Source organism: Mucilaginibacter sp. dw_454 (assembly GCF_018449775.1).
GTDB lineage: Bacteria > Bacteroidota > Bacteroidia > Sphingobacteriales > Sphingobacteriaceae > Mucilaginibacter.
Map to the genome: position 1 here is coordinate 452,405 of NZ_JAAVVB010000001.1, position 26,694 is coordinate 479,098.

Sequence of the window (26,694 nt, forward strand, 5' to 3'; positions counted from 1 at the left end):
AAAAGTTGAATGCCTTCTCCCGCCCGCAAGGCCAACTTATTCTGTTTGCTTTCACCCGAAGCTGGTTTGCTGACCTCTGCACAACAACATGAACTCATCACGCTATAAATGATCGCTCTCAGCGTGCGGGTTCTTGTCCCGAACATTCGGTACAGGATGACAAATCTATAACGTGTGCAACATCTGTCAGACGCAGAGCTTCGGGTGAAAGCGGGTAAAACAATAGTGGCCTTGTGCGGCTGCAGGGCTGTCGGGAATGTTGCCTGAAGCGCAGGCCCGGGTGCGACAACCGGCGGCAACAGGCCCCTGCCCAGGTTTTACCTGATTTGCAGGGCAGAGGCCCGGAGCGCAAAGAAGCCTTGCGACTGACTTGATTTTTTGTTACTTTTTCATCAAGGAAAAAGTAATGGGCCCTAGCGGCCAAGAGCGCTATAAAAGCGATAAGTAAGCGACCGATCCGGAGATTGTTACGCTCGTACTCGCTCCCCATGACGTGGTGGAATAAAGTTCGCGATTGCCGCGCTACGCTCGCAATGACAGGCTCTTAATTAATAACCACTCGCCACATTCAACAACTCAATCGCCGCTTTATCCAAATTTAATCGCACCGCAGCCGTAGTATCCTGCAATTGCTTTAATGAAGTTGCACTGGCAATAGGCGCCGTAACCCCCCGGACGGGCGATAACCCAGGCTATCGCAGCCGCTGCGGGTGTAGTGTTGTATTGTGATGCAACCTGATCTAGAGCGTCCAGTATTTTAAAACCGCGATCACTCAGATATTTTTTAACGGCGCCACCACGTTGGCTTTTTTCCAGATCAGCTTCAGAACGGTATTTGCCTGATAAAAATCCGCTGGCTAAAGAGAAAAAGGTGATCACACCAAGGTGGTTTTCAACGCATAGCGGTTCCAGTTCTTTTTCATAACCTGCACGATCAAACAAATTGTATTCAGGTTGTAATGTTTCATAGCGCGCAAAGCCGTTTGTTTCGCTCACTTTTAAAGCTTCCTGTAACCTGGCAGCATTATAGTTTGATGCCCCAATTGCACGTACTTTTCCTTGTTTAATCAGGTCGGTAAAGGTCGACAGTGTTTCTTCGAATGGTGTGTTCGGGTCATCATCATGCGATTGATACAGATCAATGTAATCAGTCTTCAATCGCGTTAGCGACGCTTCGACAGCTTCGGTGATATATGCTTTTGATAGCCCCTGCTTACCTTCGCCCATAGGTTTACCTACTTTGGTAGCAATGATCACCTGGTCGCGCTTGCCTGATTTTTTAAGCCAGTTGCCTATGATGGCTTCCGACTCGCCGCCTTTATTACCCGGTTTCCATTTAGAGTAAACATCGGCAGTATCAATAAATTCCAGTCCTGAATCTACGTAAGCGTCCAAAATTTCGAATGATTGCTTTTCGTCAATCGTCCAACCAAAAACATTGCCGCCAAAACAAAACGGACTTACTTTAATGCCAGACCGGCCCAATTCTCTTTTTTCCATAGGGAGATTAAATCTAAGCGTGCAATTTGGTTATTTGTTCGGCCATTTCATCTACCCAACCAAAAAGATACGGTTCGGTACCGGCAACTTTTTGCCAGTTACCATTTTCATCGGGTGCTATTACCAAATGCAATGTGTCGTCAACGGCATCAAAGCGATAAGCTCTTTTATGCCCTTCAAAAGTAATGTGTGTTATTGTACCGTTAACAGGTCCGTCGGTACCGGTTAAGGTTGCTTTAAATTGTTGTTCCATGGGTTTATAAACAGCTGGAGCCAGGTACTGTTTGTCATAATCATGTATACTATTGTGTATAATATCGATACTATCGGATGATAGTAATAAACTCTTTACATAATTAACCTGCTGTGTTAAAACAATTTGCTGAAATTTAGCTTATATCATCCAAATGAATTTCAACCGAGTAGCCTTTACAATATGTTGTTAAAACTAAAATTCACGTGTACGTTACTGCTGCTTTTGGGCCTTACCCGGCTTTATGCGCAGGATAGCACGTTGGTGGGCAAAACCATCAAATGGGATCTGAGCCAATGCATTGACTATGCCAAGAAAAACAACATCCAGATAAACTCGCTGCGCCTGTCTAAACAATTAAGTCAACAGGATCTGGAATTGGCCAGGGCCGCTAAATTGCCTGATCTGTCGGCTTCTGCTACACAAAATTTCAGCCATTATAATACCAATAATAATGGTAGCGGCTTGAATAACAATGGCAACTCGGGTTTTGTGGCATCGGGTAATTACGGTGTAAATTCATCGGTAACCCTGTTTAACGGCGGCTTGCTCAATAACACCATCAGTCAAAAGGGTTTGGTATTGCAATCATCCAACCTGAATATTTTGCAGCAGGAGAATGATATCACCCTGCAAATTACACAAGCTTACCTGGCTATACTTTTAGACAAAGAAAATATACTGTACAATACCGACCTGGTGAACACCACCATAGCGCAGGTAAAGCTGGAGCAGCAACGTTATGATGTGGGCAGTGTGGCGCGTAAAGATCTGATTCAACTGCAAGCCCAGCAAGCTGCAGACCAGTACACATTAACCAACCTCAAAAACACACAACGCAGCGATGTGCTGACGCTTAAACAATACCTGCTGTTACCGTCAAATGTAGATTTTGATATTGTGCGTCCGGATACTATCGTGACATCCTCATCTGTGGCTGTTACGCCATTAAATGAAGCACAAGACAGCGCCTACCGTACCCGACCGGAAATTAAGAATGGGCAACTGGGTGTGCAAATATCACAGTATGATGTAGCTAAGGCCCAGGCTGGCTATTTGCCTTCGCTCGTGGCTGGTGGCTCTATAGGTTCAGGATATGCTACGGGTTCAGGCAGTGGTTACTTTAACCAGATTGGCAATGGTTTAACCGAGCAAATTGGTTTAACATTGGCTATACCCATTTTTACCCGCCGCGTAGTACGGACGCAGGTTGAGGAAGCCAAGATCAACGTACAGCAATCAAAACTCGATTTACAGAATACCAAGTATGTATTGTCGCAAACAGTTGAGCGGGCATACATTAACGTGCAAAATGCGCAGGGACAGTATGATGCCGCCAACGAGGAATTTAAATACAGCAAGGAAAGCTACCGCATAGCCAGCGAGCAATTAAAGGTGGGCGTGGCTAACACGGTAGACTTTTTATTACAAAAAAACTTGTACGTGCAGGCGCAACAGGCCTTTGTACAAGCCAAATACAACTTGATATTAAGCTTAAGAATATACGATTTTTACCGGGGCCAACCTATTAAATTATAACGTCACAACATGAAAACAGGTTATAGAAGGATATTGATAATCTTAGCAATAGTAGTAGCACTGCTGTTGATATGGTACTTTTTTATACGTAAGCCCGAGGCCCCCATAGTACTACAAACCGAGAAGCCAATGCACGGCTACATAGCCCAAAGCGTTACGGCAACCGGCAGGATAGAGCCTGAAGATACCGTTACCGTGGGTAGCCAGGTATCGGGCATTATCTCAAAATTATATGCCGATTTTAACTCGCAGGTAAAAAAAGGTCAGTTACTGGCCGAACTGGATAAATCTCTTTTACAAGCGACTTTGGATCAGGCCACCGGCCAGTTACAGAATGCGCAAAGCCAATTGCTCTTTGCCCAGAATAATTTTAACAGGCAGGGCCTGCTTTACAAAACCGATGCGATAAGCAAAGCCGATTATGATAGCGCGGTGAATACTTACGGTGCCGCTAAAGCGCAGGTAGCCAGTGCAGCGGCCCAGGTACGGTCGGCTAAGAAAAATTTATCTTATGCTGATATCTATTCGCCTATTGATGGGGTGGTGCTAAATCGTAGCATTAGTGTTGGTCAGACCGTAGCGGCAAGCTTCAATACACCAACCTTGTTTGTGATTGCTAAAGACATTACCAAAATGCAAGTGCAAGCCAATGTAGACGAGGCCGATATCGGCGCGGTAAAACAGGGCAACCGCGTAGCATTTACCGTGGATGCTTTTATAACCGATCAGTTTAAGGGTATAGTGCAGGAAATTCGTCTGCACCCATCGGTATCATCAAACGTGGTGACTTATACTACCATCATTACCACACCGAATGATGATATGAAACTAAAACCGGGCATGACAGCCAACATTATCATCTACACCAAAGAGGTTAACGATGCCATGCTGATCTCGGCAAAAGCTATTGCTTTTCAGCCTGATTCTGCTTTGTCGAAAGACTACCAAATCGTGGGTAAATTGCCACATAAAGCACATAAACGTGCCGGTGCAGGAGCAGGTGGTGCCGCCGCCGGCGCAGCAGGTGGAACCCCACACGCCATGAGTAGCCGCAGCGATAGCAGTGGCGTAGTTAAACAAACATCGTACGTTTGGTTACTAAAAGGTAAACAGATTGTCCAAACACGAATCAAGACTGGCTTGAATGATAACACCCAGGTTGAAGTATTATCAGGCTTAACTGCTGATGATATTGTAATAACCAGCGCAACCGGCGGTAAACTAAGCACTTCAGGTGGTGCTACAGCAGCAGGTGGTAGTCCGTTTATGCCGGCGCGCCGTGGTGGTGGTGGCGGCGGAGGCGGTGGAGGAGGCCGTGGCCGATGAGCGAAACTAAAAAAGCACTCGAGATCCGCGATCTTAAACGCGAGTTTATCATGGGCAGCGAAACCGTACGCGCACTCAAAGGGATCTCTTTTGATATCAATACCGGCGAGTTTGTAACCATTATGGGTAGCAGCGGTTCGGGGAAAACCACTTTGCTCAATATCCTGGGCTGTTTGGATAAGCCCACCATCGGCAATTATTTCCTGGATGGTGTCGATGTTAAAAAACTAAACCGCGATGAGCTGGCGGTGTTGCGCAATCATAAAATAGGCTTCGTGTTCCAGGCTTATAATTTGCTGGCGCGGACGTCGGCTTTAGAGAATGTAGAGTTACCCTTGCTCTACAATAAAGATATCAGCGTAAGCGAACGCCGCGACCGGGCCATGGATGCTTTGAAAGCCGTTAAGCTGGATAATCGGTTCGACCACATGCCAAATCAATTATCGGGCGGGCAGCAGCAGCGTGTGGCTATTGCCAGGGCGCTGGTTAATCAGCCGGTAATGATCCTGGCCGATGAGGCTACGGGTAACCTGGATAGCCGTACATCGTATGAGATCATGGCATTAATGCAGGATCTGAATACCGCGCAAGGCAAAACCATTGTATTTGTTACGCATGAGCCGGATATTGCCGCGTTTAGCAGCCGTACTATACAATTGCGTGACGGCATCATCCAAAAAGATACTAAAAACGAAAACAGGAAATCGGCTAAAGAAATGCTGGCTGCCTTACCTGTTACAGACGATTATAACATATCATCATGAATATTGCTAACCTGTTCCGCATTGCGTACCGTGCCCTGCTTAGAAATAAGCTGAGGGCCTTTTTGACCATGCTGGGTATTATCATCGGTGTGGCATCGGTTATTGCGATGGTGGCCATAGGGCAGGGCTCAAAGCAAAGTATTCATGACCAGCTATCGAGCATGGGTACCAATATGCTTACCGTGCAACCGGCCAGTAACCTTAACGGCGGTGTAAAGATAGCAGGCGCAAGCTTCCAGACGCTGACTATAAAAGATATTGTGGCCTTAAAAACCAATCCACAATACATCACTGAAATATCGCCATCGGTAAGTTCAAAAGGGCAAGCTATCAATGGTCCGCTTAACTGGCCTACCACCATGAGTGGCGTTGATCCGGCGTACCTTGATATCCGTAAACTTACGGTTAAAGATGGTATCGCATTTACAGAGAACGATGTGTTGACATCGGCCAAAGTTTGTTTGATAGGGCAGACAGTTATTGATAATCTTTTTCCAAATGGCGAAAACCCGATAGGCAAGATCATTCGTTTCGGGCATATTCCTTTCCAGATCATCGGCGTATTAAGCCCAAAAGGTTTCAATACTTTCGGGCAGGATCAGGATGATATCCTGATAGCGCCATATACCACAGTGCAAAAACGAATTCTGGCGACCATTTACTACTCCAATATCTACGCATCAGCCGCCAGCGAAGACGTAACCGATCAAGCCGTACAGGAAATGACCGATAAGCTGCGTGCCTCGCACCGCCTGCGCGACAGCGAGGATAACGACTTTACCGTTCGTACCCAACAAGAGCTGATTGCAACTTTAAGCTCAACCAGTGGCTTATTAACCGTACTGCTTACCGTTGTTGCCGGGATATCGCTGGTAATTGGTGGTATCGGTATCATGAATATCATGTATGTATCGGTAACCGAGCGTACCAAAGAAATTGGTCTGCGGATGTCTATCGGTGCGCGTGGTAAAGATATCATGATGCAATTTTTACTGGAAGCTGTACTGATCAGTATTACGGGCGGTGTTATCGGCGTATGCCTGGGCTTTGTATCTACCTGGGTAGTTACGGCTACGCTGGGCTGGCCAACTATTATTTCTGAATCCTCGGTGGTATTATCATTCTTTGTCTGCGCCATAACCGGGATCTTTTTTGGTTATTACCCGGCACAATCTGCTTCGCGATTGGATCCGATTGAGGCATTAAGGTACGAGTAGGAAATCACACAAGTTTGTCATTGCGAGGAGGAACGACGAAGCAATCGCGAGCTTTTCTCCTTGCGATTGCCACGCTACGCTCGCAATGACAAAAAAAGTTTAATGGTGAGTTCATTCTCCTATCTTTACCCCAATGGAGCCCATCAAACCCGACTCAAAGATCCTCGTAGACATTGTACAAACCCGTATGCCGTTTGGTAAGTACAAAGGCACTTTCATCAGCGATCTGCCGGTTTACTATCTCGAGTGGCTCAAAAACAAAGGTTTTCCTCCGGGCAAAATGGGCATGATGTTGTCGAGTGTTTATGAGATCAAGATCAACGGACTAAACAGTATCCTGATCATGGTGAAAAATGCTTTGAAGGCGCAGACGAGATGACCGCTGCATGACCATCTGCAAAACAGAATGATGCGTATATTGGTTAAACACTTTGATTATGAAAAATTCAATTCTGTATATTTTATTTAGTTTAGTGATAGTTGGTTGTGCCAACGGCCAGGATAATCCCAATGATCTGAAATTAGTGTCCGTGCCGCAACCCAAAGCCGGGCAGGCGGTAGCTACTTTTGCTGGTGGCTGTTTCTGGGCCATGGGCGAGGCCATGGCCGAATTAAAGGGTGTAGACCACGTTATAGCCGGCTTTGCAGGCGGTACAACCAAAAATCCCACTTACGACGAAGTTTGTACCCGCACCACAGGCCACGCCGAAACGGTACAGGTTTATTATGACCCTAAAATCATTAGTTTTCAGAAACTGGCTGAGGCTTTCTTTTACGCTCATAACCCAACCGAATTAAATTACCAGGGACCTGATGAGGGCACCGATTACCGGTCCATTGCCTTCTATCGTACGCCACAAGAAAAAGCCGGGATAGAAGCGCTGATCAAAAATATCAATGCATCGCATCGGTACAATTCTCCGGTGGTTACTTTGATACAACCTTTTACCGTTTTTTACGGTGCCGAGCGTTATCACCAGGGATATTTTAAACAGCACCCTACCAGTGCCTATATCGAGTCGGTATCGCTACCCAAAGTATTAAAAATGCGTGCCGCCGAAAAAGCGTTTTTGAAGCCTCAGTTTCAGAAATAGTAGCCACAAGCATATTTAAGAAGTCGCCCATTAATGGCGACTTTTTTTATTACTAACCATTTCTTTACAGTTAAAATAGATATATTCGGCTTAGTAAAAATCTAAGCCTGGCCATGAAGTATTTATTTAGTCTGATTATTTTGTGCTGTCTCCAGATCGGGGCTTTCGCACAGACTACCTATACCATTAGCGGCACCGTTACAGACACTACAGGTAAAAAGCTGCAGTCTGCTACTGTATTTATTGCCGGCACTGAGCAAGCAACTATGACTGACGATCAGGGCCATTTTGTTTTTTACCGCTTAACCCCGGGTAACTACCAGGTTGTGGTAAATATGTTAGGCTACAATTATGTAAAAAAAGCCATCGCCTTAAAAGACAAACCCGAAGTTGTTGATATAGCGCTTGGCGAAAAACAGATAGCCCTGCAAGAAGTTAAGATTAACGATACCAGGCATTTGCCAAAGCCGTGGCAAATTAAAATGTTTCTTAAAGTTTTTATCGGGACTGTTGTTTTTGCTAATGAATGCAAGGTCTTAAATCCCGAAATATTGAGGTTTAAAGAGCAGGGTATTGCGGTATTAGCCACTACCTCAGACTTTTTGATTGTCGAAAATAAAGCCCTGGGTTACCGTATAAAATACCTGCTCCGGTTTTTTCAATATGTCCCACGTGAGAATCGATATTTTTATGACGGAGACTATTCTTTCGAACCCATGACCGGTACGCCCGAACAGCAATTGGTGTGGGAGCGAAACCGTAAAATTGCTTACCTGGGTTCGTTTATGCATTACCTGCGATCGTTGTACGCGCAAACCGCTCAAAAAGAAGGTTTTTTAACCTACCAGGTCACTACTATTGATTACCCCGTAATGGACATGAAACCGGCCCCAATTTTTTCCGAACAAATAATTAAGCGCGAAAGCGGCGACCAGGCGGCGTTTAAATTTGGCGGCAATTGGTTCTATGTTGTTTACGACCCCAAAAAGGCCGCAGCCGCAACCGAAGTTGTTGTTACAAATGATAAAGACAAACGTTTATATAATCCCGAACCACATGGTTCTGTTTTTAGGATAGGTGGAAAATTCGACAACAGAGGCAGTTTGGATGAATACGAAAATATAACTATCAGGGGCTGGTGGACAACAAAAAGGATAGCCTGGCAGTTGCCTTATGAATACGAATATGTTGCCGACGATCACCCGGTGAATAAATAACAAACCGAAAACTTATCCGATGAAATATCTACTTACAAGTATTGTTTGCCTTTTGCTGGCCTTAAATGTTAAAGCCCAGGAAACCTATAGCATCGTCGGCTCCGTCAAAAACCAAAAAGGAGAGGTGCTGGCATCGGCAACTGTATTTATAGCCGGGTCAGAAAAAGCTGCTGCCAGCGATGCCGAGGGCCGTTTTAGGTTTAATGGATTAACACCGGGCACCTACCAGGTGGTGGTTAATATGCTGGGCTATGAGTCGGCAAAGCAAAACGTAATTTTAAAAAATGCAGCCGAAACGGTTTCTATAACCCTGGCGACAAAGACGATCTTGCTGAATGACGTTAACATTGGTAAATCGGACCGAAAAAAACAGATCAAGATATTTACCGATGCTTTTATGGGCGAGTCATCCAACGTTAAATATTGCAAAATATTAAATCCGGACCTGCTGGAATTCTCTACCGCCAAAGGGACATTAAAAGCAACCACTTCTGATTTCCTGATCATTGAGAATAATGCCTTGGGCTATCGTATTAAATACCTGCTTAAAACTTTCTCGCACCAGGAGGCCCAGGATTTAACTTATTATGATGGCGATTACAGCTTTGAACAGATGAAGGGTACGCCCCAGCAACAGCAAAAATGGGAAAAGGCCAGGCAAGAGGCTTATGAAGGCTCGTTGATGCATTACCTGCGTTCATTATATGCCGGCACCACAAGGCAGGAAGGATTTTTGGTTTACAAAATAGTGAGTTCGATTTTCCCGATAGTGATTGAAACCATACCTATCCCTGCAGAGCAAATTATTAAAAGATCAGAGACAAGCCTGATAACCTTTAGGTACGATGCGCGGTTTTATATTGTGTATGATAAAAAGAAAGCCGCCAAGCCAGACCCAACCCATGTTGGTACAGATGAGCTTAATAATTTATACTATTACGGCTCTATTTTTAATACCGATGCCCGTGTAGATAGCCGTGGTAGTTTTACCAATTATGACCACATATTTATACAGGGATTTTGGGGGCGTAAACGCGTAGCCGACCAACTGCCATGGGAGTATATGCCGCCGGCGGTTGACCACAAGAATTAATATCAAACTGTCTTTGCGAGGAGGAACGACGAAGCAATCGCAAGGATGCAATGTTCAACAGCTTTTCTACTTGCGATTGCCGCGCTACGCTCGCAATGACAGGCGAACGATTTGTCTTTGCGAGGAGGTACAACGAAGCAATCGCGCGCTGCAAAGTTCGCGATTGCCGCGCTACGCTCGCAATGACAATTTTTACAGTGTCGGCATGAAAAAAGAGGGTCTACAACTTCGTAAACCAACCCTTTTTCCAAAAAACAATAACCTGTATCACACCAATCAGCAACATACCGCCCAGTGCATAAACATACCCATGCGGCGAGTAAAGCTCAGGCATATTAGCCGGCATTACTTTATTGGTTGCAGGGTCTGTACGTGAAAAGTTCATCCCGTAAATACCGGCCACAAACGTCAGCGGTATGAATATTACGGAAATGATGGTGAGCACCTTCATGATCTCATTCATGCGGTTACTTACCAACGACAGGTATAAGTCAATAATGCTACTGGAAATCTCCTTGTAATTTTCAATCAGGTCCATTACCTGTATGCAATGGTCGTAAGCATCTTTCAAAAACATTTTTACCTCGGCAGTCACCAGTGGGTGTTCGCTGCGTAAAATGTCGTTGATCTTGTCGCGCTCCGGCCAGGTAATCCTACGCAGGATGATCAGCGTGCGTTTAAGCTGCTGCGCATCGTACATAATGGTTTTATCGGCATTGGTATACAAACGGTCTTCTACACCATCCAGTTCGTCACCAATATGAGCCAGTAACACAAAATACGTATCAATGATGGTGTCGTTTAGTGCATAGCACATATAACCAGGGCCGGCCGTGCGTATGGCGCCCTTGCCGGCTGCTAAACGTGCTTTTACACCTTCAAAATGTTCGTCGTGTGTTTCTTCAAAACTGATGATCATGTTTGATTTTACCAGAGCCGAGAATTGGTTATTACACAGTTCGTTATCGGCGGTAAAGTAAATCTGACGGCTTACGCTAAAAACATAATCATCATACTCATCAAATTTAGGGCGTTGGTGGGTATTGGTTATATCTTCTAAAACCAGCGAGTTGATATTGAGCAAGCTGCCTATATCTTCGATCAGTTTTTGATCATTCAAGCCTTTGATCTGTATCCAATGTGTGTGGTCCTTACATTTTTTAAACTGTTCCAGGATCACCTTCATATCGTGTCCATCGGCAGTTATCAGTTCTTTTTCATTATAAGAGTAAACGGTGATGATAGGCTTTAAAGCGTCATCGGCAATGGTAATGGCACCGGGGCGTTCGCCCACGTTTTGATGTTTAACAGTTCTGTACCGTACTCTTTTTATATGACCCATTATAAGTAGTTTATTGTTTGCGGCCCCTGGTTAAACAGCAGGTCTATGATGCTTAAGTTTTTGATAAAGCCGTTGCGTTCTTCAAAAACCTGAAAATAGGGTTTTTGTTCGATATCATACGCTTTTTTGGCGCTGATGGCGTCGCGCAAATCTTCTAATTGCGGATATTGGGCCTCGTAGGTTTCGGTATATTTTAGTTCGATGGGTAGTTTGACAAACTTTAGGATCATCTGCAGCATCTGTTCGTTATAATCAAACAAATAATCAAACTTCTTTTGATAAAACGGCGCAAAATCATCCTCATAATACTCAAAATAAGCCGACCGGCGATAGCAGGTTTCCAGGCTCATCCAGTGCAGGCGCTGCCATTTAAAATCGTAGCTGATTTTAACATCGGTTACCTTGGTATGTATTTTTGAGCCTTTAACTACAGGCACAGTTAGCGTCAACATACCGTCCGGCGAGTAAATATTGGCCCGGTTACGGTAGGTTTGTTTTGGAAAATGTTCATCGCGCTCTATCAGTATATCAGGCTTATGCGCCTTAAACGACGAGAAATATGCAACCGGCGGAAGATAAAATAGGGGCAATACAGCGCCTTTGTCAATCATATAAATTATGTTTGTAGTATAAACCTCCAAAAATAATGATAAATAAAGGGCTTTCAAGGTTAGGGACAGTCTTTTTATACCTGATCTCGTTGTTGCCCTTTTGGCTGCTTTATTTAGTAGCCGATATCTTGTTCGTGGTACTTTATTATGTCATCGGTTATCGCCGGCGGGTAACCCAAGAAAACCTGCGCAATGCTTTCCCTGAAATGACCGATGCCGAGCGGGCGGACATCGAGAAGAAATACTATCATTACCTGGCAGATTTGATTTTGGAAACCATCAAAATGACCAGCATATCAAAAAGCGAATTGCAGCGCCGCGTGGTTTGTACCAACCCTGAAATTGTTAAAAATTATGAGGCCGCCGGCAAAAGTGTTACCGCTGTGGCGGGACATTATTGCAACTGGGAGTGGGCCGGATTGGAGTTTAGCATTGATACCCGTTTGTTTGTGATCTACAAAAACCTGGGTAACCAGGTCTTTGATCAGTTCTTTATAAAAATGCGCTCTCGCTTTGGCGCCGTGGTGGTGCCAATGGGGCAGGCCCTGCGCTCTTCTGTCGCCCATAAAAACGAGTTTACGGTATCGGTATATGCCGGCGATCAAACACCTCCGTTAGAGACTGCCAATTATTTTACAGAGTTTATGAATCAGCCTACGGCGGTTTTTTTGGGGATTGAGAAGATTGCCAAGCTGATAGATTCGGCCGTAATATTTTACGATATGAAACGGGTGAAACGCGGTTATTATACCTATACGATAGTGCCGTTGATGGAGAAGTCAAAGGAATCTGCAACGCATGAAATTACCGAGGCTCATGTTAAATACCTGGAAACTATGATTCGCCGCGAGCCGCAGTACTGGCTATGGTCGCACCGCCGGTGGAAATTTACCCAACGGGGCTAAAGGTTAAATTAATGTCAAAAAATCAAGCGCCGGTTAGTTAAGCCAACCTTTGTTTTGAGGTGATGTTTAAGTTTGTAAAAACTTTTACCTGGTGCTAAAAAACGGACTACTGCGCATAGCAATCTTTATTTTATACTTTATTTCTTTACTGCCCTTTTGGGCGCTTTTTGCGTTTTCCGATTTTCTGTATGTGATTCTTTATTACGTGATCCGTTATCGCCGCAAGGTAATTTATGAAAATATCAGGAACTCATTTCCCGAAAAAAGCGAAAAAGAAATTGATCAGATAGCCCGCAAATTTTACCACTACTTTGTCGATATGGTTTTGGAGACGGTTAAATCGCTCACCATATCAGAAAAACAATTGCGCCGCCGCGTGGTACTGACTAACCCTGAAGTAATTACCCACTATTATGTGCAGGGGCGCAGCCTGGTGGCTATTGGCGGGCACTATTGCAACTGGGAGTGGGCCGGCTTAAATTTTCCGTTTTATACCGATAAAAAGTTTTTGATAGTGTATAAGCCATTATCAAATGCCATATTTGACAAATTTTTTTACCGTATCCGAAGCAGTTTTGGCACTGTACCGGTAGCCATGAACAGAGCAATGCGCGAGTTGGCCCGGTTAAGAAATGAACAGCCGGCAATAGGCTTGCTGGGCGATCAAACACCATCGCGAGAGGAGTTAGATTACTTTGTTGATTTTTTAAACCAAAAAACTCCTGTATTTTTGGGCGTTGAAAAAATTGCGCGTACCACCAACAGCGTTGTTCTTTATTATGACATGGTGCGTGTAAAAAGGGGGTATTATACATACACGTTGCATACCTTATTTGAAGAACCACAACAAACACAAGAATACGAGATCACTAAAGCACACGTGAAATTTCTGGAAGACATTATTAAACGAGCCCCTGAATACTGGCTATGGTCGCACAGAAGATGGAAGTTTAAGCCGGAGCACGTGAAATATAAAAGATGACCCAACACCCAAAAGTAGCTATAGTGATATTAAACTGGAACGGCTTAAAGCACCTGCGCCAGTTCTTGCCTTCTGTACTTTCATCCGTATGGCCCAATTTGGACATTGTTGTTGGCGATAATGCCTCGACTGATGGATCGATCGAGTTTATTCGCGAAAATTACCCCGGCATTCGCATCATTCAAAATGATGATAACTATGGCTTTACCGGTGGTTATAACCGTGTTTTGGCGCAAGTAGAGGCCGATTATTATATCCTGCTAAATTCTGACGTGGAGGTGCCTGCCAACTGGATAGAACCCGTAATAGCCCTCATGGAAAGCGACCCGTTGATTGCCGTAGCCGCACCCAAAATAAAAGCTTACGACCAGAAAGATAGCTTTGAGCACGCCGGCGCTGCCGGTGGTTTTATTGACAGCTTTGGCTATCCGTTTTGTCGTGGCCGTATTGTAAATGAGGTGGAAAAAGATCATGGGCAGTACGAAGAGTCGGGCGAAGTTTTCTGGGCATCGGGTGCATCTATGTTCATCAAAAAGAAATACTGGGATGAAGCCGAGGGTTTTGATGAGGAGTTCTTTGCGCACATGGAAGAAATTGACCTTTGCTGGCGACTAAAGAACAGTGGCTACAAAGTGATGTACTGTGCGCAATCAGAAATTTTTCACGTAGGCGGGGGAACGTTAACCGCCGAGAATCCGTTCAAGACCTATCTAAATTTCAGAAATAATTTACTGCTTATTAAAAAGAACCTGCCGTTTTGGAAAGGTTTTATTGTGATAACCGCCAGATACTTCCTGGACTTTGCAGCCTTACTGCGCTTTTTAACCGAAGGTAAGCGCAAAGATGCCGGTGCCGTTAGCCGTGCGCATCGTTATTTTATTGCGCACTTATTTAAAAGCGGTGAGCACGCGTCAAGCACACATCTTAAGAAATATAACGCTAAACTAACCGGCATGTACCATGGCAGTATTATGTGGGCCTTTTTTGTTAAGAAACTCCGCAAGTTTACCGACCTGGAACGCAAGCGTTTTTATTAAGCCTTTGATTCCGGCGGTGGTATGATACCTAACGTTTTACTATTGTCGCCCATACTAACTGTGGTGCCGTCGGGCAATTTCATATTGATCTCGGTAGCTTTATTCGGCACTTCAATACCTTCTTTTTTGAATGTCGCATAAATATCGCCCAATACCGCGCTTTTAAGCTGCAGCCACTGGTTAATATCTGCCGCCCAGAATAACACCCTGAAATCAACCGAGCTTTCGCTCAGGTTATGCACAAAGATCAGCGGCTCAGATTCTTTCATAATGTCTTCGCGACGATTCAGAATATCTTTAAGCAGTTGTTTTACCTTTTCTATTTCGGTGCCATAAGCTACACTGACGATCAGCTCGACACGGCGGTTGTTGTTGCTCAGTGTCCAGTTAATTACGTGGTGCGAAATCAGGTCGCCATTAGGTATAATCACTTCGGCACCATCGGCCGTAGCAATTTTGCTGGCGCGGATACCGATTTCTTTAATAGTTCCGGAGCGGCTGTCGACCTCAATGATATCGCCTATCTGCACCGGCTTTTCAAACGCCAGGATAATACCCGACACCAGGTTATTTACGATGTTCTGCAAGCCGAAACCTATACCTATACCGAAGGCACTGATGATGATGGTAATCTTATCCAACGGGAAATTGGATGCAAACACAGCCAGGAAAAATCCCAGGGTAAATACACCTATCCTAATCAATAGGGTCGAGGTGCGGTTTTTCTTTTTTAATGATTCGATATCAGAGCGCTGCGCCGAAATATCATAAAAATAACTGATGATATTTGACAGTACGGATGATAACCAGATCACCGCGATGAAAATCACAAAGCCCCCAAAGGTAAATGAAGCGCCGGCTACCGTGTGGGCCTGGTTAAGGATATTGCTGATGTAATCGGTAGCAGCATCGTCTATATTCAAATTTTGGAAGAGGAAGAATAACCACAGCGCCGCGGCACCAAGCGTTAAGATCTTTCTGAATTTTGTCTGTAAAATAGCATGGTCTATCCAACTGATAATGCTGTCATCATCTTTTTGGGTATGGAATTGTAATAAAAGCCCCTGGCTTATGATCTCCACAACAAAATATAAGCTCACCAATAACCACAGGTTGTAAGTAGCTGTAATGGCCAGGATCTTTGCTAAACTGAATCTGCCGCTAACATCACAAATGATTGCAAGCAGTTGGAGCGCGATAAATATTTTTAGTATCCACAGTGTGTTTTTGGGATAATGCGTTGGGGCTGCAAAAACTTTTTTATGAAACCGGTAAGCTATGATAACGCCGATTATAGTCAACACCAGGATCACCAATCTATCGAGGTTGGTAATCTGCACCAGCATGTTACTGGCGCTATATACAATCGTTATAAAAAATAAACCTCTAAGCGCTCTGAAAACCTCAGGATTAAACACCCGTTTTGTCAGCATCAATACCAATATCAGCGATAGCAGAAAAAATATCTCCAAAAAAACTACCGGTGGGTGATCGTAAAAATAAGGGACAATTACTACAGGCACTAATAGCGCAGATATTACCGGGTATTTATAGATCAGGTTGGCCTGGCTGGCTATAAGTTCGGTTTCTTCTTTGAAGCGTTTAATTTTTTCGCGGTTATAAATCACCCAAATAGCCACCAGCAGCAAGAAAAAGGTGCCTATTAGGTGCGTAGTTGTTTCTTTGCTGATAAAATAATTGAGCTGAGTTTTGGTAAGCGCCAGTGTACCGTTTACCGCTGTTTTGATATTGTTATAGCTTGGATCGATCTGCCACGGGTAACCAAACTCGCCCTCAAAGGCGCGTTCTGCAAAGCGTTTTACCTTGTCGTCTATCTGGTCGGTTTCGTCAAGCGCGTTGGCGTTAGCTATGGCAACTTTATTTTGCAGGATATTTATTTTAAACAGATTGCGCCTGTTGGCCGAATCGATAGAGATCCATAATAAAATAACTTCCCTGCGGCGTTCAAAAAACCTGGCCCTCAATATACTGTCGCTGGGGATAGTTTTAATCAGGACAGAATCTGTGTGGAACTTAATTAAATCCTTTTGGTTTTGTACCAGCTTGTCGTTTATCGCATCCAGATCGCCTTGCCAATCATCAAGTGAGCTTTGAATATGATCAAGATTATTGCGTAATACAAAAAGATATCTTAAAGTGCTGGCTTTGTGTGTATTTGCCTGGTCCTTTATTTTATTAAGTCGTCTTAAAATAGATGGTACCCGGGTGGCGACATCAGTGGTATCCAGGCCATCGGCAAAATCATTCCTGATCTGGACAAAGCTGCTGTTGTATGTTTCAAGGTGTTGCAACAGGGTGCTTACCGAAGTATCTGCTCCGTTAAAAACACGCAATACCGAGTCGCGCGCACGCATGGCTTTGCGTTGCCTGGCGCTGGCAGATTTTAACTTTTGTGCATTCGCATCAACGCAAAAAACAGAAAGTAGAACGGCGATAAATAATATAGGTCTTAATATTTTCTGCATTTTAAGGGGCTAAAGCACAATTTTTAATGGTGATAGTTTACTACGGCAATGACAACAAAACGCTCAAAATGTTTTATTTAACGGTCAAACTCTCAATAGCCAGGCGGTAGCTGTCCATACCAAAACCGGCAATAACACCTTTGCAACTGGCGGCAAGCATGCTATGGTGCCTAAATTCCTCGCGTTTATAAACGTTAGAGATATGCACCTCCACAACCGGCGTATTAATGGCGGCAATGGCATCGGCAATAGCTACCGAGGTATGGGTATAAGCGCCTGCATTTAATACCACGCCATCAAAACTGAACCCAATTTCATGCAGTTTATTGATGATCTCGCCTTCTACATTGCTTTGGTAGTAAGCTATATTCAACTCCGGATAACGCGTTTTTAACGTTTCCAGGTAGCTCTCAAAGCTGGCATCGCCATAAATAGATTTCTCGCGAACGCCCAGTAAGTTTAAATTTGGGCCGTTTATTATCTGTATATTCATTAGCTCAAACTTAAGTATAAAACATTAAATCTAAAATCAATTGAATTGGCCATCGGCAATAAAAGGGTTTCAGGCCTATTTAAAACTGGAAAGATCGCTCTCTCCAAACTCCATCGAGGCCTACACCCGCGATATTGGGCGGTTGTTTGAGTTTGCCGAGATCCAGGAATCTAAGCTAACGCCCGAAAGCGTTACCCTCTCAGACCTGCGCCGTTTTATCACCTGGATAAATGAGCTGGGTATGATCCCGTCTTCGCAGGCGCGGATCCTATCGGGCATTAAAGCTTTTTATAAATATATGCTGATGGAGGATCTGATTAAGATCGACCCCTCCGAATTGCTGGAATCGCCAAAAATAACGCGCAAACTGCCTGATACTTTGAGTTATGAGGATATCAATAAGCTGATTGATGCCATCGACTTATCGCGCCCTGAAGGCGCACGAAACAAGGCCATTATGGAAACATTGTATGGCTGCGGACTGCGGGTATCTGAACTCACCGAACTCAAACTATCCAACCTGTATCTTGATATCGAGTTCATCAAAGTATTTGGCAAAGGCAGCAAAGAGCGACTAGTGCCTATTGGCGGCTCGGCCATAAAAGCCTTAAAGATCTGGATTGAACAAGTGCGGGTGCATAATCCGATAAAAAAAGGCGAGGATGACTATGTTTTCCTGAATCGCCGCGGGTCGAGATTAAGCCGGGTTTATATTTTTATGCTGATTAAGGATCTGGCCGCACAAACCGGATTGAAAAAGACCATCAGTCCGCATACGTTTCGGCATTCATTTGCTACCCATCTTGTTGAAGGCGGCGCTGATTTACGTGCAGTGCAAGAAATGTTGGGCCACGAAAGTATTACCACGACGGAAATTTATACGCATTTGGACAGGGAGTATTTGAAAGGGACGATTATACAGTATCATCCGAGGAACTGACACGATTTAGGGATTTGATGGTCAATTAGGATGATGATATGAAATTTAAAAATAAAAATTTTTGTCATTGCGAGCGTAGCGTGGCAACCGCAAGGAGAAGGTAACAGACAAGCGTTGGCGAATAATATATTAAAATACTACATTGCTTTATGCCTAAACAACATTTGTATTACGTTTACATATTAACCAATAAAGGCAATACCGTGATCTATGTCGGAGTAACTAATGATCTTCAAAACCGGGTATGGCAACATAAAAGGGAAGCAATGATGGCTTTACCAAAACTTACAGTTGCAATAAATTGGTTTATCACGAAGAGTTTAAATACGTCCAAGATGCTATAGCAAGGGAAAAGCAACTAAAAGCCGGATCGCGTCAAAAGAAAATTGATCTGGTGAATAACGATAATCCTAAGTGGTTGGATTTGTCTGATGGATGGTATGAAGGTTGGGACTGAAAGTTTGCTTAATCTATAATTTAGATTGTAATTGCGAGCGTTTTACCGTCCTCCTTGCGGTTGCCACGCCACGCTCGCAATGACAGGTTGGTAATTAATTTGTCATTGCGAAGAGGAACGACGAAGCAATCGCACGCGTTTAAACCGTCCTTCTTGCGATTGCCACGCTACGCTCGCAATGACAGAAATATTATCTTGTCGCCTTTATCATTCTATCTCTACCACTTAAATCCTGCTTTAATTCAACATCCTTAAATCCTTTGCTTTCCAAAAGCCCTGCAGTTTCCTTACCCAAACTCTCATTGATCTCAAAAAATAATAATCCATTCGGTTCAAGCGATTTCAACGCAAAATCAGCAATAGCCCTATAAAATATCAGCGGATCATCCTCTGGTACAAACAACGCAGAATGCGGTTCAAAATTAGTCACGTTACGGTGCATCCGTTTCTTATCTTCCAAAGTAACATAAGGTGGATTGGATACGATAATAGAATACGACGCATTAGAACTATAATTCAAAATATCAGCCTCGATAAAATTAACCTCAACCTCATGTAGTTTTGCATTTTTTTTGGCGGTATTTAAGGCATCGACAGAAAAATCTATAGCCGACACATCTGTACCCGGCAAATTCTTTTTCAAACTAATGGCAATGCACCCCGAGCCTGTACCAATATCCAAAACACGCAATCCCGAATCCGGCGTCCCGTCACCCGCCACCGAATCCAGCACCCATTCTACCAATTCCTCTGTCTCAGGCCGTGGGATTAGTGTTGCCGGATTTACCAAAAATTTTAAACCATAAAACTCTGTGTAGCCTAACACATATTGCAGCGGCTTGCCGGTTTTTAATTGGGTAAGTATGTCGTTTATTTTTTGCTGCTGAACAAAAGTCAACGGCCGGTCGCCAAATGCCTTGATGGTTGCGCTCGACGAATTGATCACTTCGGTTAAAACTATTAAAGATACAGACGCAATTTCCCGATCGTCATACAATCCGGAGAGCCCCTCTTTAAATGCTTTAAAAGCGTCAGTAATAGTTTTCATCGCAACGAAGTTAGCCATTTGTACTTTAAATCTTTTCTAAAGACTGCAAAGTGATCGAGAGATCGCCACGCTCGTACCTCGCTCGCGATGACGTAGCGGTGATTGTATTTGGAGTGACAAAAACTAAAAAACCAGTCACTAATCTCTAATCAACTAAGCACTAATCACTATCTTCGCCCATGCCTCATTATGAAATATACATGCAGCGCTGCCTCGACCTGGCCATTTTAGGTGCAGGTAAGGTAAGCCCAAACCCTATGGTGGGTGCTGTTATTGTGCATAATGATCAAATAATAGGCGAGGGCTATCATCAACAATATGGCCAGGCCCATGCCGAAGTAAACGCGGTAAACCAGGTGCTCGCAAACTTTGATAATGCCGAAGATCTGCTTCGTGGGTCGACCATCTATGTATCACTCGAGCCATGTGCGCATTACGGTAAAACACCACCTTGTGCCGATCTGCTTATCAAGCATCGCATCCCACAAGTGGTAGTAGGCTGTCGCGATCCATTCGCGCAGGTTGATGGTAAAGGCATTGAAAAACTGGAAGCTGCGGGTATTAATGTCGTAGTGGGTGTGTTGGAAGAGGAGTGCCGCTTTTTAAACCGGCGTTTTTTTACCAAAGTGCAGCATCAACGCCCTTATGTTATTTTAAAATGGGCGCAAACGCAGGACGGCTTTTTCGCGCCGGACGATAACAGCCAGTTATGGATAACCGGGCCTGAGTCGCGCAAGTTGGTACACCAATGGCGCAGTGAGGAAGATGCCATTTTGGTAGGGAAAAATACCGCTGCGATTGATAATCCGCAGCTAAATGTCAGGTATGGGGATGGCCGATCGCCAAAACGTGTGGTGATAGATCGCAGGTTAGAGTTAAGTCACGACCTTCATATATTCGATCAATCTGTCGAGACTTTTATTTTTAATGAAGTGAAGACCGATGTGGACGGCAAGATCAAATACATAGCCCTGGAAGATTTTGACCGTTATGTGCCGCAATACATCCTGTATCAATTGTATTTGCAGGATATTCAGTCAATAATTATAGAAGGTGGGGCGCACACCCTGAATTCGTTTATCGAAGCAGGGGTATGGGATGAGGCGCGGGTATTTACCGGCGAAGCAACTTTAACATCGGGTATAAAAGCACCAAAAATTAACGGTATTATTGCAGACGAGATTCCAATAGGAGCAGATCATCTACAAATTATCTACAAAAAATAAACAGAGCTGATGCTATACGTTTTATTAAGTATCTGTTGCAGCGTGGCGGTTTCCATCATGCTTAAATTGGCCAAGCGTTACCATGTCGACGTGCTGCAGGCCATCACCTGGAACTATTCTATCGCTATTGTTTTAACCTGGCTTATTTTTAAACCGCATTGGGTAAACCTTGATGCGGCGCCGATAAATATTTTAGGTGGCCTGGGCATTTTGCTGCCGGTGCTGTTTGTAATTTTGGCCGCGTCTGTTACCAAAACGGGAATTGTACGTACAGATGTCGCGCAGCGATTATCGTTATTTATCCCCATACTGGCATCATATTTTATTTTTGGCGAACATTTAAGCTTGATTAAAATAGCAGGCATTGTGGTTGGCTTGATTGCTATTTTATGTTCCATCCCCTGGGGCAAAAGCGGTGGCAAAGCTACGTCGGGCGGGTGGTTTTATCTGCTGGTGGTGTTTGTTGGGATGGGTGTGATCGATGTTTTATTTAAGCAGCTTTCGGCCGTTAAATCAGTACCGTATACTTCGCTGCTGTTCATGGTGTTTGTGCTGGCATTTATCTGCGCATTTATCATGCTGATCATCAAAATCATCAGCGGGAAAACTAAATTCTCATTTCCGCATATCCTGATTGGCTGGACCCTGGGCGTTGCCAACTTTGGTAATATCCTGTTTTACTTAAAGGCCCACCAGGCTTTGGTTAGCAAACCTTCGACAGTTTTTACAGCGATGAATATTGGTGTAATTGTGTTGGGCACGTTGGTAGGGCTGTTCATCTTCAAAGAAAAATTGAGTACGCTCAATAAAGTTGGTATTTTCCTGGCGCTGATAGCCGTTATCGTAATCTTTAATTTTTAACCATCGTCGATGCTATTTGACGATACCTATAAAACTATAGTTTCGGCTGCCGAAGGTGTTTTTCGCGATCGTGGCAGTAAGTTCCTGGCCTTTGCTTATCCTATCCAGTCAGACAGCCAGATCAAGGAGATCGTCGCTAAATTAAAAACAGAACACCCCAAGGCTAATCATCATTGCTGGGCCATGCGGTTAACTGTTGATCGCTCAGTATTTAAGTTAAATGACGATGGCGAACCATCTGGCACAGCAGGTAGACCAATCTTAAACACTTTACTATCTAAAGATCTCACCAATATACTGGTGGTTGTGGTCCGTTATTTTGGCGGCACATTACTAGGCGTGCCGGGATTGATCAACGCTTACAAAGTTGCCACCGAAGAAGCGCTGGCCGCTGCGCAGATCATAGAAAAAACGGTGAATGATATTTACACCATCAGTTTTGACTATCTGCAGATGAACGATATAATGCGCCTGATCAAAGATGCCGACCTGCAAATTATTGAACAACAGTTTGATAATGATTGCAGCATACAGGTATCTATTCGCAAAACGCAGGTAAATATGGTTTTGGCTAAGTTGGATAAACTAACAGGGGTAAAAGTTAAGTACGATCATAGCTTGTAGGAATCAATGAATTTAAAAACCAGGTTGTCATTCTGAGCGATAGCGAAGAATCTTGTACGATTAACAGTTACGCTATGCCTGTCATTTTTATAAGATCCTTCACTACGTTCAGGATGACAAGCTACTGGTTGTTCAACATTCAAAAAGAGGATTTTATTTTGCTTTTTTCCGGGCTTAAATACCTAATTTAGTCGGGTATGCAATCTTTTGAAATAGATAAAACCGACGTCCAGCGCATTAAAACCGCGCTCGAAGGCGATGATGCTGAATTAGAGTTAGTTCTGAAGGAGTATCACCCTTCGGAGATTGCTATTTTGTTCGAAAAGCTGGAGCAGGAGGATAAGGAACGTATTATCAATATCCTGCCTACGGTTGTCGCGTCGGACGTTATTGCTGAAATGGACGAGGAGCATCGCCCCGGCGAACTCCTCATTAACCTGCATCCCGACAAACGTTCTGAGATAGTAGAAGAGCTGGATTATGACGACGCGACGGATATCATCTCGCAGTTAGAAGAGCATGAGCAGCAGGAGATCCTGGAAGATATCGATGAGGAGGATGCCAGCAGCATCCGTGCGCTTTTAAGCTATGACGAGAATACCGCCGGTGGCTTGATGAACTCGGCGCTGATCTGTATTAATATCGATTCGGACAAAAAAAGCGCTTTAGACGAGATCATCCGGCAGTCGGAAGAGATGGAGGAATTTTACACCATTTATGTGGTGGATGAGCATAAGGTGCTGAAAGGTGTGGTCTCTATTAAAGACATCATTAAAGCACATGCTGACGTTAAAGTTAGCGCTATTTATAAAGACGATCCTATCTACGTGAAAGCAGAGCTTGACCAGGAAGAGGTAGCCAAGCTGATATCGCAATATAACTTAACAACTATACCCGTTGTAGACGATAATATGAAGCTGCTGGGCCGAATTACGGTGGATGACATCATCGATGTAATGGAGCAGGAGAGTACCGAGGACATGTTAAAGATCTCCGGTGTATCTGAGGATGAAGAACTGAGCGGTAACTGGCAGGAAGCGGTAAAAAGCCGTTTGCCATGGTTGATTATTAACCTGGCTACCGGCTTTTTGGCGGCTGGTGTAGTAAGGCGTTTTCCAAATGTACAGGTGGCTATACCGGCTATTGTGGCCTATATGACTATTATAAGCGGTATGGGTGGCAACGCAGCTACACAGGCCCTGGCGGTAACCGTACGCCGTATTTCATTAACCGATTTGAGCGATAATCAGGCTTACCGTACCGTATTAAAAGAGTTTTTGATTGGCTTAATAAATGGCGCCGTTAACGGAATTGTGGTAGGAGCCTTTGCCTTTTTCTACGACGGTAACCCGCTGATGGGTTTGGTATTGTTTGTAGCGATGACCGGTAACCTCATTGTCGCGGGCTTATCGGGTGCCGGTATCCCGCTGATATTGAAACGGGTAGGTATTGACCCGGCTGTGGCTTCGTCTATTATCATCACCACGTTTACAGACTGCGCCGGATTTTGGCTTACCCTGTGGCTGGCAACTCACCTTTTATTACCACAGGTTTTATCACATCATTGATTTTATAAAAACCTTTTATTGTAAATTTGAAAATCAAAACTGATCTAAAATGGCAGAAGTAAGAAACAACTGGACTAAAGAAGAAATTACCGATATATACAATACCCCGCTGCTTGACCTGGTTTACCGGGCCGCCAGCATCCACCGCGAAAATAAAGATTACGCCGAAGTACAGATCAGCTCGCTTATCTCGATAAAAACCGGCGGCTGCCCTGAAGATTGCGCTTATTGCCCTCAAGCTGCCCGTTACAATACCGGTGTAGATGTGCATGCCATTATGCCTAAAGAGGAAGTGATCGCGGTAGCTCAAAAAGCAAAAGCCGGCGGCGCTTCAAGATTATGCATGGGCGCTGCCTGGCGCGAAGTACGCGACAACAAAGATTTTGACAAAGTAATTGACATGGTGAAAGCCGTTAACGGCCTGGATATGGAAGTTTGCTGTACGCTGGGCATGCTTACCGAGTCGCAGGCGCAACGTTTGGCCGATGCCGGTCTGTATGCTTACAACCATAATTTGGATACCTCAGAGGATGATTACAAACGTATCATCACCACCCGTACTTATGATGATCGCCTGAAAACATTAGAGCATGTGCGTAAAGCGAAGATCTCTGTGTGCAGCGGCGGGATCATTGGTTTAGGCGAAACTACCGAGGATAGGATCTCTATGCTAAAAACTTTATCTAACCTGCCCCAACATCCTGAGTCGGTGCCAATCAACGCATTAGTACCGGTAAAAGGCACACCACTGGCAGATCAACCAAGAGTATCGATCTGGGATATGGTGCGTATGATTGCTACTACCCGTATCATTATGCCTAAAACTGTGGTACGTCTATCAGCAGGCCGTACAGAAATGAATACTGTTGAGCAGGCTTTCTGCTTTATGGCAGGTGCCAACTCTATCTTTGCCGGCGAGAAGCTGTTAACCACACCAAATCCATCTTTTGATGAAGATATGGCCATGTTTGAGCTGTTGGGTTTAAGCCCGCGTAAAGCTTTCAAAAATGGCCGCCCGGAAATTAAAGAGATTAAGGAAATGAGTATTAATGAGGTGATATAAGTTCAAAGAAATGGCGAGAAAGAAAACCAATACTAATTTGCCATCTTTTGACGAACTTATTATCCCGACGGTTAAAGCCCTTTTAAAACTCGGCGGTTCTGGATCAGTAGAAGAGATTAATAACTATGTTTATGAAATCGCGTCTATTTCTGAAGATGTTTTACAGATTTTCCATGGAGAAAGTGAAACTATCAAAGAGGTAGATTATCGCCTTGCGTGGAGCAGGACTTATTTGAAAAAATTCGGCCTGCTCGAAAATTCATCTCGCGGTATTTGGGCTTTGCTCAAATCAGATATCGATGTGTCTAATTTGGATAATGTAGAGATTGTCAGGTACGTTAGGGAGCAGTCTAAGCCGCTAGAAAAAAAGATAGCCGCTCAAACCTCCACAATACAGATAGAGAAAGAAGTTGAAGAGGAGGTCGACAATTCTGAAGAGTGGAAAAGTCGACTTCTTAATATTTTGTATAATATTACACCCGCCGCCTTTGAAAGATTAGCTCAGCGTATACTTCGTGAAAGCGGATTTTCCCAAGTGGAAGTTACAGGAAAAGTTGGCGATGGAGGAATTGACGGAAAGGGAATAATCAGAGTTGGAGGTTTGCTAAGCTTTCACGTGATATTCCAATGTAAAAGATACAAAGGTTCCGTTACACCAAGTCAAATCAGAGATTTCAGGGGCGCGATGCAGGGACGAGCTGATAAAGGTTTGGTAATTACAACAGGTACATTTACAAGAGAAGCAATTAAAGAAGCTACCCGAGACGGGGCTCCGCCGATTGACCTAATAGATGGTGAGCTGCTTTGTGACAAGTTAAAGGAACTTAATTTAGGAGTTGCTACTAAGTTGACAGAAACGGTTGAGCTTAAGAATGAATGGTTCTTAAATTTATAATTTCAAATGAAATATATAAGGTTTAACACTACGTGGGAAGAAGATCAAAAAGAAAGAGCGCTATATTTTGCTAAGTTATCTTACTCTGAAAAATTACAGTACTTTTTGAAAGTCCAAAAAAAGTGGGGAGTTTCTTCAGGGTTAAGGTATGAT

General features: G+C 44.0%; 26 protein-coding genes. 19 read left to right on the forward strand and 7 right to left on the reverse strand.

Translation table 11 applies throughout. The features are described from left to right. Positions 1 to 588 precede the first annotated feature (588 nt). The gene (locus tag HB679_RS02160; RefSeq protein ID WP_346345128.1) at positions 589 to 1,500 is read right to left on the reverse strand and encodes an aldo/keto reductase; all 912 of its coding nucleotides are present in this window, start codon (positions 1,498 to 1,500) and stop codon (positions 589 to 591) included. A gap of 13 nt (positions 1,501 to 1,513) precedes the next feature. After that, positions 1,514 to 1,753 (reverse strand): hypothetical protein, encoded by a 240-nt coding sequence (locus HB679_RS02165; RefSeq protein WP_214070290.1) that lies wholly within the window; start codon positions 1,751 to 1,753, stop codon positions 1,514 to 1,516. A 183-nt stretch (positions 1,754 to 1,936) separates the two neighbouring features. Between HB679_RS02165 and HB679_RS02170 the strand changes: the two genes are divergently transcribed. The 8 genes from HB679_RS02170 to HB679_RS02205 all read left to right on the forward strand — a co-directional run bounded on the left by HB679_RS02170 (position 1,937) and on the right by HB679_RS02205 (position 10,003). Then, a complete protein-coding gene (locus HB679_RS02170; protein ID WP_214070291.1) occupies positions 1,937 to 3,292 on the forward strand; it encodes a TolC family protein in 1,356 nt (451 codons plus the stop codon). Between the two features lie 9 nt (positions 3,293 to 3,301). Beyond that, entirely contained in the window at positions 3,302 to 4,618 is a 1,317-nt protein-coding gene (locus tag HB679_RS02175; RefSeq protein WP_214070292.1) for an efflux RND transporter periplasmic adaptor subunit, read from the forward strand. After that, positions 4,615 to 5,382 carry an ABC transporter ATP-binding protein gene (locus tag HB679_RS02180; protein WP_214070293.1) on the forward strand — a complete coding sequence of 256 codons (768 nt, stop codon included), beginning with the start codon at positions 4,615 to 4,617 and terminating at the stop codon, positions 5,380 to 5,382. The genes HB679_RS02175 and HB679_RS02180 overlap by 4 nt, the downstream gene beginning before the upstream one ends. Next, positions 5,379 to 6,599 carry an ABC transporter permease gene (locus HB679_RS02185; protein ID WP_214070294.1) on the forward strand — a complete coding sequence of 407 codons (1,221 nt, stop codon included), beginning with the start codon at positions 5,379 to 5,381 and terminating at the stop codon, positions 6,597 to 6,599. Before HB679_RS02180 ends, HB679_RS02185 begins: the two co-directional genes overlap by 4 nt. Positions 6,600 to 6,732: 133 nt before the next feature. After that, positions 6,733 to 6,978 (forward strand): DUF3820 family protein, encoded by a 246-nt coding sequence (locus tag HB679_RS02190; protein WP_214070295.1) that lies wholly within the window; start codon positions 6,733 to 6,735, stop codon positions 6,976 to 6,978. 58 nt (positions 6,979 to 7,036) lie between these two features. Continuing rightward, positions 7,037 to 7,693, forward strand: a complete 657-nt coding sequence (gene msrA / locus HB679_RS02195; RefSeq protein WP_214070296.1) for a peptide-methionine (S)-S-oxide reductase MsrA — start codon at positions 7,037 to 7,039, stop codon at positions 7,691 to 7,693. Positions 7,694 to 7,806: 113 nt separating this feature from the next. Then, the gene (locus tag HB679_RS02200; RefSeq protein WP_214070297.1) at positions 7,807 to 8,910 is read left to right on the forward strand and encodes a carboxypeptidase-like regulatory domain-containing protein; all 1,104 of its coding nucleotides are present in this window, start codon (positions 7,807 to 7,809) and stop codon (positions 8,908 to 8,910) included. 19 nt (positions 8,911 to 8,929) lie between these two features. Then, entirely contained in the window at positions 8,930 to 10,003 is a 1,074-nt protein-coding gene (locus HB679_RS02205; protein ID WP_214070298.1) for a carboxypeptidase-like regulatory domain-containing protein, read from the forward strand. Between the two features lie 220 nt (positions 10,004 to 10,223). Here HB679_RS02205 and corA read toward each other — a convergent pair whose 3' ends face one another. Both corA and HB679_RS02215 read right to left on the reverse strand, forming a co-directional pair. Then, the gene (gene corA, locus HB679_RS02210) at positions 10,224 to 11,345 is read right to left on the reverse strand and encodes a magnesium/cobalt transporter CorA (protein ID WP_214070299.1); all 1,122 of its coding nucleotides are present in this window, start codon (positions 11,343 to 11,345) and stop codon (positions 10,224 to 10,226) included. Then, positions 11,345 to 11,956, reverse strand: a complete 612-nt coding sequence (locus HB679_RS02215) for a WbqC family protein (RefSeq protein WP_214070300.1) — start codon at positions 11,954 to 11,956, stop codon at positions 11,345 to 11,347. Before HB679_RS02215 ends, corA begins: the two co-directional genes overlap by 1 nt. A 35-nt stretch (positions 11,957 to 11,991) precedes the next feature. Here HB679_RS02215 and HB679_RS02220 point away from each other — a divergent pair, with 35 nt between their 5' ends. The 3 genes from HB679_RS02220 to HB679_RS02230 all read left to right on the forward strand — a co-directional run bounded on the left by HB679_RS02220 (position 11,992) and on the right by HB679_RS02230 (position 14,880). Continuing rightward, on the forward strand, positions 11,992 to 12,861 hold the full coding sequence (locus tag HB679_RS02220) for a lysophospholipid acyltransferase family protein (protein WP_214070301.1): 870 nt from the start codon (positions 11,992 to 11,994) through the stop codon (positions 12,859 to 12,861). Positions 12,862 to 12,952: 91 nt separating this feature from the next. Beyond that, positions 12,953 to 13,843: a lysophospholipid acyltransferase family protein gene (locus tag HB679_RS02225; protein ID WP_214070302.1), complete on the forward strand. Its 891-nt coding sequence runs from the start codon at positions 12,953 to 12,955 to the stop codon at positions 13,841 to 13,843. Then, the gene (locus HB679_RS02230) at positions 13,840 to 14,880 is read left to right on the forward strand and encodes a glycosyltransferase family 2 protein (protein ID WP_214070303.1); all 1,041 of its coding nucleotides are present in this window, start codon (positions 13,840 to 13,842) and stop codon (positions 14,878 to 14,880) included. Before HB679_RS02225 ends, HB679_RS02230 begins: the two co-directional genes overlap by 4 nt. Here the strand turns inward: HB679_RS02230 and HB679_RS02235 are convergent. Then, positions 14,877 to 17,366: a mechanosensitive ion channel domain-containing protein gene (locus HB679_RS02235; RefSeq protein ID WP_214070304.1), complete on the reverse strand. Its 2,490-nt coding sequence runs from the start codon at positions 17,364 to 17,366 to the stop codon at positions 14,877 to 14,879. The two genes, HB679_RS02230 and HB679_RS02235, sit on opposite strands and share 4 nt — an antisense overlap. 73 nt (positions 17,367 to 17,439) lie before the next feature. Beyond that, the gene (gene aroQ / locus HB679_RS02240; RefSeq protein ID WP_214070305.1) at positions 17,440 to 17,859 is read right to left on the reverse strand and encodes a type II 3-dehydroquinate dehydratase; all 420 of its coding nucleotides are present in this window, start codon (positions 17,857 to 17,859) and stop codon (positions 17,440 to 17,442) included. A 40-nt stretch (positions 17,860 to 17,899) separates the two neighbouring features. Here aroQ and xerD point away from each other — a divergent pair, with 40 nt between their 5' ends. After that, positions 17,900 to 18,799 carry a site-specific tyrosine recombinase XerD gene (gene xerD, locus HB679_RS02245; RefSeq protein ID WP_214070306.1) on the forward strand — a complete coding sequence of 300 codons (900 nt, stop codon included), beginning with the start codon at positions 17,900 to 17,902 and terminating at the stop codon, positions 18,797 to 18,799. A gap of 149 nt (positions 18,800 to 18,948) precedes the next feature. Then, the gene (locus HB679_RS20565) at positions 18,949 to 19,143 is read left to right on the forward strand and encodes a GIY-YIG nuclease family protein (RefSeq protein WP_255547523.1); all 195 of its coding nucleotides are present in this window, start codon (positions 18,949 to 18,951) and stop codon (positions 19,141 to 19,143) included. A gap of 303 nt (positions 19,144 to 19,446) precedes the next feature. Here HB679_RS20565 and prmC read toward each other — a convergent pair whose 3' ends face one another. Next, on the reverse strand, positions 19,447 to 20,304 hold the full coding sequence (gene prmC, locus HB679_RS02255) for a peptide chain release factor N(5)-glutamine methyltransferase (protein WP_214070307.1): 858 nt from the start codon (positions 20,302 to 20,304) through the stop codon (positions 19,447 to 19,449). A gap of 179 nt (positions 20,305 to 20,483) precedes the next feature. On the opposite strand from prmC, the gene ribD reads away from it, so the two are divergent. From ribD to HB679_RS02285, 6 genes are all read left to right on the forward strand, one after another. Beyond that, positions 20,484 to 21,530 (forward strand): bifunctional diaminohydroxyphosphoribosylaminopyrimidine deaminase/5-amino-6-(5-phosphoribosylamino)uracil reductase RibD, encoded by a 1,047-nt coding sequence (gene ribD / locus HB679_RS02260; protein WP_214070308.1) that lies wholly within the window; start codon positions 20,484 to 20,486, stop codon positions 21,528 to 21,530. 9 nt (positions 21,531 to 21,539) lie between these two features. Continuing rightward, entirely contained in the window at positions 21,540 to 22,391 is an 852-nt protein-coding gene (locus HB679_RS02265; RefSeq protein WP_214070309.1) for a DMT family transporter, read from the forward strand. 9 nt (positions 22,392 to 22,400) lie between these two features. Next, positions 22,401 to 23,015 (forward strand): YigZ family protein, encoded by a 615-nt coding sequence (locus HB679_RS02270; protein WP_214070310.1) that lies wholly within the window; start codon positions 22,401 to 22,403, stop codon positions 23,013 to 23,015. Positions 23,016 to 23,212: 197 nt separating this feature from the next. Further along, complete coding sequence (gene mgtE, locus HB679_RS02275; RefSeq protein WP_214070311.1) at positions 23,213 to 24,583, forward strand: magnesium transporter; 1,371 nt, start codon at positions 23,213 to 23,215, stop codon at positions 24,581 to 24,583. A 49-nt stretch (positions 24,584 to 24,632) separates the two neighbouring features. Continuing rightward, positions 24,633 to 25,646, forward strand: a complete 1,014-nt coding sequence (bioB, locus tag HB679_RS02280) for a biotin synthase BioB (protein WP_214070312.1) — start codon at positions 24,633 to 24,635, stop codon at positions 25,644 to 25,646. A gap of 10 nt (positions 25,647 to 25,656) precedes the next feature. Next, on the forward strand, positions 25,657 to 26,541 hold the full coding sequence (locus HB679_RS02285; protein ID WP_214070313.1) for a restriction endonuclease: 885 nt from the start codon (positions 25,657 to 25,659) through the stop codon (positions 26,539 to 26,541). Positions 26,542 to 26,694 lie beyond the last annotated feature (153 nt).

Bases quoted from the DNA above. Each gene is read 5' to 3' on its own strand.
- HB679_RS02180 (WP_214070293.1), top strand. From the start codon at position 4,615: ATGAGCGAAACTAAAAAAGCACTCGAGATCCGCGATCTTAAACGCGAG.
- HB679_RS20565 (WP_255547523.1), top strand. From the start codon at position 18,949: ATGCCTAAACAACATTTGTATTACGTTTACATATTAACCAATAAAGGC.
- HB679_RS02270 (WP_214070310.1), top strand. From the start codon at position 22,401: ATGCTATTTGACGATACCTATAAAACTATAGTTTCGGCTGCCGAAGGT.
- HB679_RS02185 (WP_214070294.1), top strand. From the start codon at position 5,379: ATGAATATTGCTAACCTGTTCCGCATTGCGTACCGTGCCCTGCTTAGA.
- corA (WP_214070299.1), bottom strand. From the start codon at position 11,345: ATGGGTCATATAAAAAGAGTACGGTACAGAACTGTTAAACATCAAAAC.
- prmC (WP_214070307.1), bottom strand. From the start codon at position 20,304: ATGAAAACTATTACTGACGCTTTTAAAGCATTTAAAGAGGGGCTCTCC.
- mgtE (WP_214070311.1), top strand. From the start codon at position 23,213: ATGCAATCTTTTGAAATAGATAAAACCGACGTCCAGCGCATTAAAACC.
- HB679_RS02285 (WP_214070313.1), top strand. From the start codon at position 25,657: ATGGCGAGAAAGAAAACCAATACTAATTTGCCATCTTTTGACGAACTT.
- HB679_RS02265 (WP_214070309.1), top strand. From the start codon at position 21,540: ATGCTATACGTTTTATTAAGTATCTGTTGCAGCGTGGCGGTTTCCATC.
- HB679_RS02170 (WP_214070291.1), top strand. From the start codon at position 1,937: ATGTTGTTAAAACTAAAATTCACGTGTACGTTACTGCTGCTTTTGGGC.
- msrA (WP_214070296.1), top strand. From the start codon at position 7,037: ATGAAAAATTCAATTCTGTATATTTTATTTAGTTTAGTGATAGTTGGT.
- HB679_RS02160 (WP_346345128.1), bottom strand. From the start codon at position 1,500: ATGGAAAAAAGAGAATTGGGCCGGTCTGGCATTAAAGTAAGTCCGTTT.
- HB679_RS02165 (WP_214070290.1), bottom strand. From the start codon at position 1,753: ATGGAACAACAATTTAAAGCAACCTTAACCGGTACCGACGGACCTGTT.
- HB679_RS02230 (WP_214070303.1), top strand. From the start codon at position 13,840: ATGACCCAACACCCAAAAGTAGCTATAGTGATATTAAACTGGAACGGC.
- HB679_RS02215 (WP_214070300.1), bottom strand. From the start codon at position 11,956: ATGATTGACAAAGGCGCTGTATTGCCCCTATTTTATCTTCCGCCGGTT.
- HB679_RS02205 (WP_214070298.1), top strand. From the start codon at position 8,930: ATGAAATATCTACTTACAAGTATTGTTTGCCTTTTGCTGGCCTTAAAT.
- HB679_RS02190 (WP_214070295.1), top strand. From the start codon at position 6,733: ATGGAGCCCATCAAACCCGACTCAAAGATCCTCGTAGACATTGTACAA.
- aroQ (WP_214070305.1), bottom strand. From the start codon at position 17,859: ATGAATATACAGATAATAAACGGCCCAAATTTAAACTTACTGGGCGTT.
- HB679_RS02235 (WP_214070304.1), bottom strand. From the start codon at position 17,366: ATGCAGAAAATATTAAGACCTATATTATTTATCGCCGTTCTACTTTCT.
- HB679_RS02200 (WP_214070297.1), top strand. From the start codon at position 7,807: ATGAAGTATTTATTTAGTCTGATTATTTTGTGCTGTCTCCAGATCGGG.
- HB679_RS02175 (WP_214070292.1), top strand. From the start codon at position 3,302: ATGAAAACAGGTTATAGAAGGATATTGATAATCTTAGCAATAGTAGTA.
- bioB (WP_214070312.1), top strand. From the start codon at position 24,633: ATGGCAGAAGTAAGAAACAACTGGACTAAAGAAGAAATTACCGATATA.
- HB679_RS02220 (WP_214070301.1), top strand. From the start codon at position 11,992: ATGATAAATAAAGGGCTTTCAAGGTTAGGGACAGTCTTTTTATACCTG.
- ribD (WP_214070308.1), top strand. From the start codon at position 20,484: ATGCCTCATTATGAAATATACATGCAGCGCTGCCTCGACCTGGCCATT.